This is a genomic window from Vibrio sp. 9-16B-A1, assembly GCF_056726165.1.
The window spans coordinates 261,147-276,683 of the sequence record NZ_JBSDZD010000007.1 but is presented as its reverse complement, the minus strand read 5'-3'; the positions used below and the strand labels follow the sequence as shown (position 1 = coordinate 276,683).

The 15,537-nt window shown below is 50.7% G+C and carries 14 protein-coding genes; 7 read left to right on the top strand and 7 right to left on the bottom strand.

Features of this window, described 5'->3' with window-relative positions:
- Positions 1-730: 730 nt before the first annotated feature.
- Positions 731-1,624 carry a hypothetical protein gene (locus ACVB80_RS13750; protein WP_481081852.1) on the bottom strand — a complete coding sequence of 298 codons (894 nt, stop codon included), beginning with the start codon at positions 1,622-1,624 and terminating at the stop codon, positions 731-733.
- 234 nt (positions 1,625-1,858) lie between these two features.
- Here ACVB80_RS13750 and ACVB80_RS13745 point away from each other — a divergent pair, with 234 nt between their 5' ends.
- Positions 1,859-2,827 carry an integron integrase gene (locus ACVB80_RS13745; protein WP_481081851.1) on the top strand — a complete coding sequence of 323 codons (969 nt, stop codon included), beginning with the start codon at positions 1,859-1,861 and terminating at the stop codon, positions 2,825-2,827.
- 194 nt (positions 2,828-3,021) lie between these two features.
- Here the strand turns inward: ACVB80_RS13745 and rplT are convergent, their stop codons facing one another.
- From rplT to ACVB80_RS13715, 6 genes are all read right to left on the bottom strand, one after another.
- The gene (gene rplT, locus ACVB80_RS13740; protein WP_004401084.1) at positions 3,022-3,375 is read right to left on the bottom strand and encodes a 50S ribosomal protein L20; all 354 of its coding nucleotides are present in this window, start codon (positions 3,373-3,375) and stop codon (positions 3,022-3,024) included.
- A 40-nt stretch (positions 3,376-3,415) separates the two neighbouring features.
- Positions 3,416-3,610: a 50S ribosomal protein L35 gene (gene rpmI, locus ACVB80_RS13735; protein WP_075650814.1), complete on the bottom strand. Its 195-nt coding sequence runs from the start codon at positions 3,608-3,610 to the stop codon at positions 3,416-3,418.
- A gap of 103 nt (positions 3,611-3,713) precedes the next feature.
- Complete coding sequence (gene infC / locus ACVB80_RS13730; protein ID WP_481081861.1) at positions 3,714-4,265, bottom strand: translation initiation factor IF-3; 552 nt, start codon at positions 4,263-4,265, stop codon at positions 3,714-3,716.
- 3 nt (positions 4,266-4,268) lie between these two features.
- The gene (thrS, locus tag ACVB80_RS13725) at positions 4,269-6,197 is read right to left on the bottom strand and encodes a threonine--tRNA ligase (RefSeq protein ID WP_481081850.1); all 1,929 of its coding nucleotides are present in this window, start codon (positions 6,195-6,197) and stop codon (positions 4,269-4,271) included.
- Positions 6,198-6,350: 153 nt separating this feature from the next.
- Complete coding sequence (gene yqfB / locus ACVB80_RS13720; protein WP_481081860.1) at positions 6,351-6,647, bottom strand: N(4)-acetylcytidine aminohydrolase; 297 nt, start codon at positions 6,645-6,647, stop codon at positions 6,351-6,353.
- A gap of 115 nt (positions 6,648-6,762) precedes the next feature.
- Positions 6,763-8,001: an aromatic amino acid transport family protein gene (locus ACVB80_RS13715; RefSeq protein ID WP_481081849.1), complete on the bottom strand. Its 1,239-nt coding sequence runs from the start codon at positions 7,999-8,001 to the stop codon at positions 6,763-6,765.
- A gap of 219 nt (positions 8,002-8,220) precedes the next feature.
- Between ACVB80_RS13715 and hutC the strand changes: the two genes are divergently transcribed.
- The 6 genes from hutC to ACVB80_RS13685 all read left to right on the top strand — a co-directional run bounded on the left by hutC (position 8,221) and on the right by ACVB80_RS13685 (position 15,434).
- On the top strand, positions 8,221-8,928 hold the full coding sequence (gene hutC / locus ACVB80_RS13710; RefSeq protein WP_481081848.1) for a histidine utilization repressor: 708 nt from the start codon (positions 8,221-8,223) through the stop codon (positions 8,926-8,928).
- Between the two features lie 107 nt (positions 8,929-9,035).
- Positions 9,036-10,256 (top strand): imidazolonepropionase, encoded by a 1,221-nt coding sequence (gene hutI / locus ACVB80_RS13705; protein WP_481081847.1) that lies wholly within the window; start codon positions 9,036-9,038, stop codon positions 10,254-10,256.
- The gene (gene hutG, locus ACVB80_RS13700) at positions 10,249-11,190 is read left to right on the top strand and encodes a formimidoylglutamase (RefSeq protein ID WP_481081846.1); all 942 of its coding nucleotides are present in this window, start codon (positions 10,249-10,251) and stop codon (positions 11,188-11,190) included. Before hutI ends, hutG begins: the two co-directional genes overlap by 8 nt.
- A gap of 135 nt (positions 11,191-11,325) precedes the next feature.
- Positions 11,326-13,014 carry a urocanate hydratase gene (hutU, locus tag ACVB80_RS13695; protein WP_481081845.1) on the top strand — a complete coding sequence of 563 codons (1,689 nt, stop codon included), beginning with the start codon at positions 11,326-11,328 and terminating at the stop codon, positions 13,012-13,014.
- 13 nt (positions 13,015-13,027) lie between these two features.
- Positions 13,028-14,563 (top strand): histidine ammonia-lyase, encoded by a 1,536-nt coding sequence (hutH, locus tag ACVB80_RS13690; protein WP_481081844.1) that lies wholly within the window; start codon positions 13,028-13,030, stop codon positions 14,561-14,563.
- Positions 14,564-14,705: 142 nt separating this feature from the next.
- On the top strand, positions 14,706-15,434 hold the full coding sequence (locus ACVB80_RS13685) for a DUF3581 domain-containing protein (RefSeq protein WP_481081843.1): 729 nt from the start codon (positions 14,706-14,708) through the stop codon (positions 15,432-15,434).
- The last annotated feature ends 103 nt before the right edge of the window (positions 15,435-15,537 follow it).

The window sequence follows — 15,537 nt, the reverse complement described above, 5'->3', positions numbered from 1 at the left end:
AAATGGCAGTGGGACTTCCAGGCCAATACTATTAAACACCGGCGTGTACTCTCAATTCCCAGACTAGGGCGAGAAGTGCGGAAGCATCGACGCTACCACATTCGAGAGCAACAATACCGGTGGGCAATCATAGAATATCAACGGTTAACGCACTTCTGTGGGATGACAGAATTATGAGGGGATCCGCCAGCGCCTTGTTAAGTTGCAGCTAAGTACCACGACACTCAAACAAAGCCACCGTAATCCCTGAACTCAACCGAACCAAAAATGCCACAGGTTAGCTGTCAACTTGAACAATTTGTTATGGCGCTTCATTCTGCGCACCAGCTTTGAAAAACCGCTGATGCTGACAAACTGGCCGCCAAATACTGAACACCGCAATGGCACCGAGCTGACTTCAAAGACCAAACTCAACTGCGGTGAACCACTGAACCCGACTGGCACTGAGATCGAACACCGGAACCACCAAACTAACCCAGAAAACTTAGCTAAACACCGGTGCCCACCTTTTCTGGCAATTTGCCCGGAAACACGCTTTCCTTCACCAAACCATGTTTCCGCCACATCGGGTAGAAACTTGCCCACAAACACTGAAACTGAAGTGGCAAAAACGGCGGACTACCCACCCATAAATTACCGATGCGCCATAACGCCTGCAATAAGGTGTGCCCCACTGAACTCCATACCAAAACCGCTGAGTGTAACGCATCAACTTGATTGCTTTGTTAAATTATTTTTTCACGGCAACTGCAGAAATGACCTTTTCAAGTAGAGCTATTTCTTTACTATCCAGTTTCTTCGATTCTAAGATCTCAGTTGTCTCTCCAGCAGCTAGATGCTTTTTATCGCTGTAAAATGTAATGCTTGCTAAAAGTTCAGAGAGTTCCATTTTACTTTCAGCTTCTTGATTGAGCTTTATTAGCACTAGATTTTCTTCGCGTTTTCTCTTTATGGATTCATAGTATCTATACTCATCCATAGCTTCTCTGTATTGTCGAAGAAAGAAAAATGCAACCATTTCAATAAAAAATAATATACCGAACTTAGGAGCCATTTCAAGAAGACTTGACTGAGTTGCACCAGATTCCAAGTCGGGTATGACTAGTGGAGAAGATTTAGCTGTTTCAATGTAGAAAAAAGCTAGCCCCGAAAAGGCAATTATTACCCCAATAAATAGATAAACACCTGCTCTTGTATATAACCCTTCAGATATTTCTTTAGAAGATTTGGCTAACTTTTGCATTTGAACAACTGAAGAATCTTCCGCAAGAATATGTTGTTCAATTACCTCACGTTCTTCAATAGTTACTGACGCACTTTTCACAGGCTTAACTGACTCAGAGTCTAATGAGTTAATTGCTCTTCTATACCGTAAATATTCAAAAGGTAGTCTGCCAAATATTTGTGAAAACAGAACTGGAAACAATAAAACAGAAAATGCACCCAATATATCATAATAAAAGAATGTTAGTTCCTTTAAGTAGAAGGTGCCTTCCCAGTTCATTGATATTTGCAGTATCATTCGCCCTGCTACTAATACAGCGAAGATAAGCCATAAATAGACTTCCATCATTCGCTTGTTGGGTCTCATTAATGATGAAACCGCATTGACTTCTATAGACATAACTATCCTAAGTAATTTAACATCTATTCAACGGCATAATCCCGCAGATCCCACCCACGCTACCGCCTTCTATTTATCACAGAATCTCATCATACTATCCTAATACCTTTTGCAAATCAGTGGATTATGGTCACAAAGACTTTGTTGCATATCACAAACTACGGATTTTAACCGCTGATCCTGTCCAGAATTGACTATGATTAGAATACTGTAAATATAACCAGTGCACCTGTTATGGCAAATCGATCACCATTTCTTAGCTATATTGAAGAGTTCATGTACGCCAGCCACTACGCTAAGAGCACGGTGGAAGCGTACTTGTCATGGATTAAGCAGTACATTTTGTTTCATGGTAAGCAGCATCCGGAAAAGCTTGGTCAGGCAGAGGTCGAAGAGTTTCTTACCTGGCTGGCGGTCAAAAAGAATGTGGCGGTCCGGACCCAGAGCCAGGCGTTGAATGCGCTGGTTTTCCTGTATAAACATATCATCCACCAGCCGGTAGAAGTCGACATGCGCTTTCGACGGTCTACTAAACACGCCAAACTTCCTGTTGTATTAACTCAGCGGGAAGTAAGAGAACTTCTTGCTCACCTCAGGCCAAACAGCCTGCTGCCGGCTCAGTTAATGTATGGTTCGGGACTTCGGTTAATGGAATGCCTGAGGCTTCGCTATCAGGATATTGACTATGACTACTGTGCGCTTCGGATCTGGCAGGGTAAAGGCAACAAGAACCGGGTGGTTACCCTTGCGCGGGAACTGATTGAAGGGCTCAGGCATCAGCAGGAGGTAGTAAGGTTACACTGGCAACAAGACATAGCCGATGAGGCCTATAGTGGAGTGTGGCTGCCTGATGCTCTGGCAAAGAAATATCCCGATGCGCCCAAATCACTCAACTGGCACTTTCTGTTTCCATCTGCCCGCCTTTCCGGGGATCCGGCAAGCGGTGAAATTCGCCGTCATCATATCGATGCGACCTCAGTACAGAGAGCAGTTCGCAACGCGGCTAAAAAAGCGGGACTGGAGAAGAAGGTCACCTGCCATACACTCAGGCATTCATTCGCGACTCATCTGCTGGAGAGCGGTGCAGATATCCGGACGGTACAGGAGCAACTGGGGCACTCTGATGTAAAGACAACTCAGATCTATACCCATGTGCTGGATCGTGGAGCCAGCGGGGTGGTCAGCCCGTTTTCAAAACTATAAAGTAAGTTCAGGGTTTCGTTTTTAACGAACGGACTTACGAGTGATTTCGTAATACCCTAAAGACTTTCGAAAACAACAGAAATCTTTCGTTCGTAAGCCGCTACACTTTCGGTTTTCGTTTTCGGTTCTCTGAATTGCAGGCACAAAAAAGGAGAGCATAAATGCTCCCCTTTTCTTAAACCTAAACTGCTAAATTACAGAGCAGCTTTTGCTTTTTCAACAAGTACTGCGAATGCAGCTTTGTCGAATACCGCGATGTCAGCAAGGATCTTACGGTCGATCTCGATAGATGCTTTCTTCAGACCGTTGATGAAACGGCTGTAAGACAGGCCATTCTGACGAGATGCAGCGTTGATACGTGCAATCCACAGTTGACGGAATTGACGCTTCTTGTTGCGACGGTCACGGTAAGCGTATTGACCAGCTTTAGTAACTGCCTGGAAAGCTACGCGGTAAACGCGAGAGCGAGCACCGTAGTAACCTTTAGCTTGTTTTAGAACTTTCTTATGACGTGCACGAGCTTGTACACCACGTTTTACGCGAGGCATTATGTCTCTCCTAAACTAAACGATTGATAACTAAAAAGAATTAAGCGTATGGCATCATACGAGCAACTGCAGCCACTTCACACTTAGGAAGGATTGCATTTGGACGCAGCTGACGCTTGTTCTTAGTAGTACGCTTGGTCAGGATGTGACGTTTTGTAGCGTGCTTGTACTTAATACCACCAGCAGTTTTCTTAAAACGCTTAGCAGCACCTTTGTTGGTTTTCATCTTAGGCATGATGAATAACTCCGCATTGAGTAGTTTAATAAACACGTAATCAGGGCGAATAAAACCCTACCGTCTTAGCAACGGCAGAGTTTAATTACTTGTAAGCCGTTAATTACTTCTTCTTAGGGGCCAGCACCATGATCATCTGACGACCTTCGATCTTCTTAGGGAAAGATTCCACTACTGCTAAATCAACAGTGTCTTCCTTAAGACGATTCAGAACGTCAACACCGATGTCCTGGTGTGCCATTTCTCGGCCACGAAAGCGAATTGTTACCTTCACTTTGTTGCCTTCTTCAAGGAAACGCGTCAGGTTGCGTAGTTTTACCTGATAGTCTCCAATATCAGTTCCAGGACGGAATTTTACTTCCTTAATCTGAATCTGCTTTTGCTTCTTCTTCTGCTCTTTAGCAGCTTTGCTCTTCTCGAAGAGGAACTTACCGTAGTCCATCACTCGACAGACTGGCGGCTCTGCGTTAGGGCTGATTTCAACAAGATCCATGCCCGCTTCTTCAGCAGCAGCAATCGCTTCTTGAATTGATACAACACCAACTGACTCACCATCAGCACCGGTCAGACGAACTTCACGAACGCCACGGATTTCACCGTTCAAACGGTGTTGATTTTGCTTGGCCGGCTGTTGGCCACGTCTTCCGCCTTTAATAGCTTATTCCTCCAGATTGAGCTTACGGCTTTTAACTTCGGTTTGGATGTATTCAATTAGGTCATCCACTTTAAATTTACCGAGGTCTTTACCTTTACGAGTACGTACTGCGATTTCACCGGCTTCCATCTCTTGGTCGCCACAAACCAGCATGTACGGAACACGCTTCAATGTATGTTCGCGGATTTTAAAGCCTATCTTCTCATTTCTCAAGTCCGCTTTGGCTCTAATTCCACTTTTTTGCAGTTTTTGTGCAACTTCCTGAGCATAATCGGCCTGCTTATCAGTGATATTCATAATCACAGCCTGCTCTGGCGACAGCCAGGTCGGGAAGAAGCCGGCGTATTCTTCGATAAGGATACCGATGAATCGCTCAAGTGAACCCAGGATTGCACGGTGAATCATTACCGGCACCAGGCGTTCGTTGTTCTCACCCACGTAGGTCGCGCCCAGGCGGCCTGGCAGGTTGAAGTCCAGCTGAACAGTACCACACTGCCATGCACGGTCCAGACAGTCGTACAGAGTGAACTCAATCTTAGGACCGTAGAACGCACCCTCGCCTTCCTGAATTTCAAATGGAATATCCATTGCTTTCAGAGACTCTTGCAGTGCTTCTTCAGAGCGGTCCCAGATTTCGTCGCTGCCCACACGCTTTTCAGGACGGGTAGACAGTTTCACTACGATGTTATCGAAGCCGAAAGTCTGGTAAGTGTCGTATACCATGCGGATACACTCGGTCACTTCCTGCTGGATCTGCTCTTCTGTACAGAAGATGTGTGCATCATCCTGAGTGAAACCACGTACACGCATAATACCGTGCAGAGCGCCTGATGGCTCGTTACGGTGACACGAACCAAACTCAGCCATACGCAGTGGCAGGTCACGGTATGATTTCAGACCCTGGTTGAAGATCTGAACGTGGCCCGGACAGTTCATTGGTTTGATTGCGTATTCACGGTTCTCAGAAGAAGTGGTGAACATCGCGTCTGCGTACTTGTCCCAGTGACCAGAGCGTTCCCACAGAACGCGGTCCATCATCAGAGGACCTTTCACTTCCTGGTAACCGTATTCGGTCAGTTTTTCACGTACAAACACTTCCAGGTCACGGAATACAGACCAGCCATTGTGGTGCCAGAACACCATACCTGGTGCTTCCTGCTGCATGTGGAACAGGTCCAGTTGCTTACCGATCTTACGGTGGTCACGCTTGGCTGCTTCTTCCAGACGGGTCAGGTGCGCTTTCAGCGCTTTCTTGTCGTGGAATGCAGTACCGTAGATACGCTGCAGCATCTTGTTGTCGCTGTTACCACGCCAGTACGCGCCGGCAACGTTCAGCAGGGTAAAGTGCTGACAGAAGCCCATGTTCGGTACGTGCGGACCACGACACATGTCGATGTATTCTTCATGATGGTACAGGCCAGGACGGTCGTCTTTAGCAACGTTCTCGTCCAGGATTTCCATCTTGTAGGTTTCGCCGCGAGCTTCAAAAGCATCGCGCGCTTCCTGCCAGCTTACTTTTTTCTTGATCACCTGGTATTTGGTTTTCGCAAGCTCTTTCATGCGCTTTTCGATCTTTTCCAGATCTTCTTGCGTCAGAGACTCGTCCAGGTCGATGTCGTAGTAGAAGCCGTTGTCAATGGTCGGGCCGATAGCCATCTTAGCTTGTGGGTAAAGCTGTTTGATAGCGTGACCTAAAAGGTGCGCACAAGAGTGACGTACAATTTCAAGACCATCCACCTCATCTTTGGTGGTGATGATTTCCAGGCTGGCATCGTTTTCGATTGGATCACAGGCATCCACACGAACACCGTCTACACGGCCGGCGATGGTTGCTTTCGCAAGACCAGGACCAATAGACTGAGCCACTTCAAGAGTTGTTACCGGGTTATCAAATTGACGCTGACTGCCGTCAGGAAGAGTAATAATAGGCATGTTTAATCCTTTACAGTGGTGTTGCATACCAGGCAACACATGTTCAAGTTTGAGTAAATTAAGATTCAACGATGGCCTCTCGGTAACACGAATACCGGACCATCATCGAAGCATGGGATTTTATCTGGCTATGCCGGGGAATGCAAAGGAAGTTTAGACCAGCTCAAACTGAATAACGTAGAGTTGCTCAATTCCAGGGTAGATCTCTGAAATCACTTGCTTTAACTGCTCAAGCGTCATGTTTTCCTGTTTGGCGTGAAAGTCTTCAAGCTCTGAAAACAACACCGGGGTTACCGATTCAATTTTGAGTTTGCAGAACCAGCGGTCTTCTTCAAACGTACTGACGTCTACCACACTGCCCGGCAAATAATTGTTTTCGCTCTCATCACGAATGGTGATCACTTTGCGCCCGGCAAGGATATCTTTCTCAAAGCGCTGGAAAAAGGTCATTTTATCGGCGTACTGCATCTCGCTACCTGTATTTATTTATAAAGCCGCCAGTATGCCACGGCCGTTAAAGTAAAAGCTGTGGAGTAGTTCAATTATTTCAAAGCACTACAACGAGCTAACCATCAAACGCCGGCAGAGCGCCAAGTACCGCCAAAGTGTGTACCACCATCACAACCACACCAAACAGTCCCACAAACAGTAAAGTAACCCGTCCGCCGACCACCCTGAACCCACTCCCCTGCTGTTCTTCTGAACCTCTTTTGTATTTTTCACGGACTTTGGCTGCCAGCAATGCAGGTGTAATACAGGTCCAAAGTGCAGCTGCAAATGCTGCGTAACCTATCGCCAGCAGAAACCCGAAAGGAAAGAGCAGAGAACACACCAATGGCGGAACAAATGTCATCGCCCAGGATTTGGTTCGTCCTGCCCGGGTATCGTCGAACTGAAATGCGTCAGCTATGTAATCAAATACGCCGATACCGACACCAATAAAGCTCGACAGTATTGCCGCCATTGAAAAAGCGCTGATTATCCGGGACACCGCCGCCACTTCAATTACACCATCCAGACGCTTAAGCAGCACATCAACGTTACCACCCTGCCTGATGATCTCCGGAAATTGATCACGCGGAAGATTCCCGTACACAGTAATCATCCATACCACATACACCACCAGAGCAATAAGTACGCCGCCCAGAAGTACCCAGCCGGCTTTATGTTCACTGCGGTAGTAATCCCTCATGGTAGACACCGAATGGTGATAGCCAAAAGAGGCCAGCGCGACGGGCAACAGCGGAAGGGTATAAATCAGATAGCGCGATACAGCGCCATCCGCCCGGTTGAGCAGCAGGCCCGGGTCGATATTCACAGCAAGGCCGGAAATGCCCACACCAAAGCTCAAAATCATAATAACGATAAGGACAACCGCAGTCTTGTCGACAAGCCAGGTCGAATGCCAGACGATCAGTGAGAAAAACAGCACAAAAAGGATTGAAGCGAACTGACTGTGAACAGGCAACAGCCCTGAAATAATCAGCCCCGCTGACGTGATATAGGCATAGAGGAGTATTCCGCCCACAAAATAAACGGCAAGGTTGTTCACAAGGTTGAAGCGCTTCCCGAGCAGTTTCTCTGTGACGGAACTGAAGGACACTTTGGCAGGAAAGTACTGATACACCTCCAGCAGCAACCAGCCCGAGAAAAGCATTACTGCCATAGTCAGTACAAGAACCAGTATTGACAACAGGGTCCAGGCACCGGCTCCTGCCGCTGGCAGGCCAAGCATTCCCGCACCAACACAAACACACGCAATAATGCATGCGCCGCCCAATAATGAGGGGGATTTATCCGCCATACACGCCCTGCCTTTACTCCGCGACAACTCCACCATCACGATAACCGCACTGGCTCCTGATATTGAGTATAAGTCACCCACAACAGCGCTGATAAACAGCAGACAGACTATTTTACTCCCGGGCGATTTCAACTTTCTGACATAAATCCTGCCCCGCAAATTGCTTTTTCCCGCCTGAGCCTGCAGTATTTGTCTATACCATTCAGGGAAGAGCCTAATTTGACCACGCCAGTCTATATCCAGATCAAACAGCATATCGAACAAAAGATCCGCTCAGGTGAATGGCCAACCGGACATAAGATTGCCACTGAACTCGAGCTGACAAAACAGTTTGGCGTCAGCAGGATGACGGTAAACAAAGCGATTCGCGATCTGGTCAATGAAGGCAGACTGGAAAGAACACCGCGACGCGGAACTTTTGTCCGCAAGCCCCCGGGAAAAGCTCAGTCACCTCTGCTGACAACCACCAATATCGCCCATGAAGTCACTGAGCGGGGCCAGCAATACAGCTGCCAGGTTATGGAGCAGTCCTCACTTACCGCAGATGAACTGATCGCCACCAAACTGGGGATCATGCTTGGCAGCCTGGTCTTTGTTACCCGAATTGTCCACTTTGCTGACGATGTGCCGCTTCAGCTGGAAGTTCGCTGGGTCAATGCCGCCCTGGCTCCCCACTATCTTGAGCAGGATTTCACCCGGGTTACGCCTCATCAGTATCTGTCCGAGTGCTGCCCTCTTACCGCACTGGAGCATACGGTGGAAGCATTGCTGCCAGACTCAGAAATAAAACAACTCCTTGAAATCAGAGATAATGAAGCCTGCCTGTTACTGAATCGCCGTACCTGGTGCCATCAGGATCTGGTCAGTTTTGCCCGCCTCTGGCACCCGGGTTCAAAATACAAACTCAGTTCAAAAATCGACCTCTGAACGAACAAAAAACAGGCTCACACATCACAAACTGATAACATTGTACTTGTCAGCAAATCTGGTTTTGTCTACTTATTTGTATATACATTTAAATAACAGCCGAAACCATGAACCTGATCCTGACCAATGTAAACCTTGTGACCCTGGCCAATGGCCCGGCCGGATACGAACTGGTAACTGACCAGTTTATCGAAATACGCGCCGGAAAAATCCATTCGGTCCGGCCAATGTGCGAGTGGAAACCAGAGCAGGTAGCGTCAGAGACACCGGTTCATAACGGCGCCGGAAAGCTTCTTACTCCCGGGCTTATCGACTGTCATACCCATCTGATTTACGCCGGAAACCGGGCGCAGGAGTTTGAACTGCGCCTGCAGGGCACGCCTTATGAAGAGATCGCCAAAAAAGGTGGCGGGATCCTCTCTACAGTGCGTGCCACCCGCGCAGCCAGCGAGCAACAGTTAACAGAGAGCGCTCTGCCCCGCCTGGACGGATTAATCGCCAGCGGCGTGACCACGCTGGAGATAAAGTCAGGCTACGGGCTGACTACCAAAGACGAGCTTAAAATGCTGCGCGCCGCCAAAGCGCTTCAGGCCCACCGCAAAATCAATATCAGTACTACCCTGCTTGCCGCACACACCGTGCCACCCGAATTTCAGGGAAACGCGGACGGGTATATCGACCTGGTCTGCGCCGAAACCATTCCACAGGCAGCTGAAGAAGGACTGGCGGACAGCGTAGATGTCTTTTGTGAGAACATCGCCTTTACCCCTGAGCAGTGTGAGCGGGTATTTATCGCCGCCAGTCAGTTCGGGCTGGCAATCAAAGCGCATACCGAGCAGTTATCACTTCAGGGTGGTTCAGAGCTGGCTGCCCGCTACGGCGCGCTGTCAGTTGACCATATCGAATATCTTGGCGGGCAGGGTGTCAAAGCGCTGGCTGAACACGGCACAGTAGCAACCCTGCTTCCCGGCGCATTTTACTTCCTGCGGGAAACTCAAATGCCACCGGTTGAAGCCCTGCGACGTCACAAAGTACCGATGGCACTCTCAACCGATCTGAACCCCGGCACCTCACCATTCGCCGACCTTACCCTGATGATGAACATGGCGTGTACCCTGTTCCGTTTAACACCGGAAGAAGCGCTGCGGGGCGTCACCTGCCACGCAGCAAAAGCGCTGGGGATCTCAGCCACTAAAGGCCGTATCGAACCGGGAATGGATGCCGACCTCGCGCTCTGGAATATCAGCCATCCGGCAGAACTCAGCTACCAATGTGGGATCCCCCGCCTGAGTGCCAGAATCATTAACGGAGAACTCAACTATGTCTGATTTTAACTGGACCGGCCGTGAAGACAGCGAAGAAGGTACGGGTGCCGTCCGGGTACACCATGTCATGGCTGGGCAGCCTGAACAGGTGAAGATCAACCTGGCAGGATTTGCCTGTGATGCAGGTGTGAGCCGCAATCACGGCCGCCCCGGGGCTGCTCTTGGCCCGGATGCCATTCGTCACGCGCTGAAAAATCTCGCATGGCATCAGGACTATTCACTGCGTGATATGGGCAATGTTTACTGTAAAGACGACGGGCTGGAGCAGGCGCAGTCAGAGCTGGCTGCCATGGTCAGCAAAGCAGTAGCACACGGAAAAACTATCGTACTGGGCGGCGGACATGAAGTAGCCTGGGGTTCTTTCCAGGGCCTGGCCAGCCATTTTGGCAAACAGAGCGACAAACCCCTTCGTATCGGCATCATCAACTTTGACGCCCATTTCGATCTCAGAAGCTACGAATCCGTAAAACCCAGCTCCGGCACCCCATTTAACCAAATCGCAGATTTTTGCCATCAAAAAGGCTGGCCGTTCCACTACGCCTGTCTCGGGATCAGCCGCGCCAGTAACACCAAGGCGCTGTTTAAGCGCGCTGACGAACTGGGAGTCTGGTATGTGGAAGATAAGTCCCTCACCCCAACCAAACTCGACATGCACCTGGAGTGCCTGCAGCAGTTTATCGACCAGAGTGACCTGCTCTACCTGAGTATAGATATGGATGTGTTCCCTGCAGCCACTGCCCCCGGCGTCAGCGCCCCCGCCGCAACCGGCGTCTGCCTGGATAACCTGTGGCCACTGATGGAACGCGTAATACAGCACCCCAAACTGGCCCTGGCCGATATCGCCGAATACAACCCGGATTTCGACACCGACGCCAGAACCGCCCGCCTCGCCGCGCGGCTGGTATGGGAAATAGCGTCAACGCCGAACAGAATATAAGAACGGTGCTGGGTACTAGGTAGCTTTCCCCAGAACCCAGGACCTTACAACCCAGGACCGAACAACCCAGAACCGAACATCCCCCGAGTACCGCGAACCACGGACCGCGTACCAATAAAAAACGGAGTACCCAAAATGCCAAACCACCCGTCCCCATCCTCCCGCCTGGATACCAGCCGGACGATAAAAGCCCCTCACGGAACCACGCTGCGGGCCAAATCCTGGATGACAGAAGCGCCGCTTCGTATGCTGATGAACAACCTCGACCCGGATGTGGCCGAGCACCCGCACGCTCTGGTGGTTTACGGCGGCATCGGGCGCGCAGCGCGTAACTGGGAGTGCTATGACAAGATTGTCGAAGTACTGGAGCGTCTGGAAGAAGATCAGACCCTGCTGGTGCAGTCCGGCAAACCGGTCGGTGTTTTTCAGACTCATAAAAACGCCCCGCGGGTACTTATCGCCAACTCAAACCTGGTACCACACTGGGCGAACTGGGAGCATTTTAACGAGCTGGATAAGCAGGGGCTGATGATGTACGGCCAGATGACAGCCGGCTCATGGATCTACATCGGCTCGCAGGGCATTGTTCAGGGCACTTACGAAACCTTTGTATCGGTTGCCAAAAAGCACTTTAACGGCGAAGCGAAAGGCCGATGGATCCTGACCGGTGGTCTTGGCGGTATGGGTGGCGCTCAGCCACTGGCCGCGACCATGGCCGGATTCTCCATGCTGGCGGTCGAGTGTGATGAGACCCGTATCGACTACCGTCTGCGCACCGGTTACGTTGACCGCAAAGCCACCAGCCTGGATGAAGCGCTGGAGATCATTCAAAACGCCGATACACCTGTCTCCGTCGGCCTGCTGGGTAACGCCGCCGATATCTTTGCTGAACTGGTCGAGCGTGGGGTAACCCCGGATTCTGTCACAGACCAAACCTCAGCCCACGACCCGCTCAACGGCTACCTTCCGCAGGGCTGGAGCATGGAAAAAGCCGCTGAAATGCGCCTGAAGGACGAAGCGGCCGTAGTCAGCGCAGCTAAAGCCTCAATGGCCGTTCAGGTACGCGCCATGCTTGCGCTGCAGGAGCGCGGCGCAGCCACTCTCGATTACGGCAACAATATCCGCCAGATGGCATTTGAAGAAGGGGTAGAAAACGCCTTTGACTTCCCGGGATTCGTGCCAGCCTATATCAGGCCTCTGTTCTGTGAAGGTATCGGTCCGTTCCGCTGGGCCGCTCTTTCCGGTGATCCGGAAGATATCTATAAGACCGACCAGAAAGTGAAAGAGCTGATCCCAGACAACCCACACCTGCACAACTGGCTGGATATGGCCAGGGAACGCATTCAGTTCCAGGGGCTTCCGGCTCGTATCTGCTGGGTTGGCCTGAAAGACCGTGTCCGGCTCGGCCTGGCGTTTAACGAAATGGTGAAGAACGGGGAACTGAAAGCGCCAGTCGTGATCGGGCGTGACCACCTGGACTCAGGCTCCGTTGCCAGCCCTAACCGGGAAACAGAAGGCATGATGGACGGCTCAGACGCCGTATCCGACTGGCCACTGCTCAACGCCCTGCTCAATACCTCAGGTGGTGCGACCTGGGTCTCCCTCCATCACGGCGGCGGCGTGGGCATGGGCTTCTCCCAGCACTCAGGCATGGTGATCTGTTGTGATGGCAGTGATGATGCTCGCGAGCGGATCGGCCGGGTATTGTGGAATGACCCGGCGACCGGAGTCATGCGCCACGCCGATGCGGGCTATCAGATCGCCATCGACTGCGCCAGAGAGCAGAAACTGGATCTGCCAATGCTGGACCAGAACGGACAATAAAGGAGAGGTAAGGATGTTAAACCTGTGCTTAAACCCGGGCAAACTGACCCTGGCCCAGCTTCGCCAGATCAGCCGCTCTCCGGTCAATCTGCAACTGGCAGAAAGCGCCTTTGATGCTATCAATGCCAGCACTCAGGTGGTTGAGAAGATCATTGAAGAAGACCGCACCGTCTACGGCATCAATACCGGCTTTGGCCTGCTGGCGAACACCCGTATCGCGCCTGAAGACCTGGAAGTACTGCAAAAAAGTATCGTTCTGTCTCACGCCGCCGGCATCGGCAAGTTTATGGCCGATGAAACCGTTCGCCTGATGATGGTACTGAAAATCAACAGCCTGGCCCGGGGATACTCAGGGATCCGCCTTGAAGTCATTCAGGCGCTGATTGATCTGGTCAACAGCCAGGTCTACCCCTGCGTGCCGGAAAAAGGCTCAGTCGGCGCATCCGGTGACCTGGCGCCATTGGCTCACATGAGCACCGTACTGCTCGGTGAAGGTCAGGCGCGCCATAACGGCAAGCTGATTTCAGGTCAGGAAGCGCTTCAAATTGCCGGTCTTGAACCCGTCATCCTGGCACCAAAAGAAGGACTGGCACTGCTGAACGGAACCCAGGCTTCTACCGCTTTCGCACTGGAAGGCCTGTTTGCAGCAGAAGATCTGTTTTCGTCTGCGACCGTGTGCGGTGCCATCTCTGTTGAAGCTGCCCTTGGCAGCCGCCGCCCGTTCGATGAGCGCATTCATCTGGTTCGCGGGCATCAAAGCCAGATAGACGCAGCCCTCGCCTACCGTCATCTGCTCGACGATAAAAGCGAAATCGGAGACTCACATCACGGCTGTGAGAAAGTTCAGGACCCTTATTCGCTGCGCTGCCAGCCTCAGGTCATGGGTGCCTGTCTTCAGCAGATCCGCAATGCAGCTGAGGTACTACTGACCGAAGCCAACTCGGTCTCCGATAATCCACTGGTATTTGCAGAGCAAAACGACATCATCTCCGGGGGTAACTTCCACGCCGAGCCGGTTGCCATGGCTGCCGACAATCTGGCGCTGGCGCTGGCGGAAATCGGCAGCCTGTCAGAGCGGCGAATGGCGCTGTTAATTGACAGCGCGCTGAGCAAACTGCCTCCGTTTCTGGTCGATAACGGCGGGGTGAACTCCGGCTTTATGATAGCTCAGGTCACCTCCGCTGCCCTCGCGAGCGAAAACAAGACCCTGGCACATCCGGGCTCAGTAGACAGTCTGCCAACGTCAGCGAATCAGGAAGACCACGTTTCAATGGCAACCTTTGCAGCAAGAAGGCTGAGGGATATGGCTGAGAACACCCGGGGGATTCTGGCAGTGGAATACCTGGCCGGTGCTCAGGGGCTGGATTTCCGGGCACCACACAAATCTTCCGTGCGAATCGAGATAGCAAAACAGCTTCTGCGCGAGAAAGTGTCGTTTTACGACAAAGATCGCTACTTTGCTCCGGATATCGAAAAAGCCAACGAGCTTTTGAAACTTGCCATACATAACCCATTGTTACCAAAAGAGATTCTGCCATCACTAAAGTGAGCAACCTGACGTCCCCAGGCCCCGGATTCCGGGGCCTGTATGTGTCTTATCACTTATGCAATCAATTTTTTCTCAATGGTTAGACCATTTGTAACCAATAGTCAGATATAATCCGTTCAGTTTTTATTACTCGCAACCGATTATGTTTCTGAAACCTTACTTTACAACGCAAGACAACAAGTTCCAGTTTACCCGTCAACAGGCGAGTCATTTCGCCAAAAAAGTCGCGGGTGACTACAACCATATCCACGATGAAGACAGCAAACGTTTCTGTGTTCCGGGTGACCTTCTGTTCGCAGTGCTGCTGAACCAGGAAGGGATCAGCCAGAAAATGCGCTTTGACTTCTCTGGAATGGTTACCGAAGGTGTTGCGCTGTCTGTAGAAGAGAAAGGCACAACAGAAAGCGCTCTGATGGACGAATCTGGTAAAGAGTACCTTCACATGCACCACGAAGGTGAAGTGAACAAAGACCCGGCGTTTATCGAGCACGTAGTAAAATCTTACGTTAAGTTCTCAGGCATGAACTTCCCTCACATCATGGTTCCCCTGATGCAGGAGAAACAGATGATGATCAACTGCCAGCGTCCGCTGGTGATCTACGAGAGCATGGAAGTGGAGTTTACCCGCCTTGATCTGTCACACCCTGAAGTAGAGTTCATGGGCGCGGCTTTTGATATCGAAGGCAAACGTGGCGTGGTAACCCTGAACTTTGACTTTATCGAAGATGGTGAAGTAGTAGGTAAGGGCGTGAAGCGTATGGTGGCTTCTGGTCTGAAGCCATACGAGCAGGAAGCGGTCGATGACCTGGTATCCCGCTTCAACGCACGCAAAGAAGCCTTTATTGCTGAACACGAAGCGGTTGCAGCATAATCAGTCAGTTTCTAAGGCCCCGGCAACAGCCGGGGCTTTTTTTATACCAGTACCCCACGTTTAAAACATTAGCTTTTGTGATGTCACTCGCATTTGATATAAT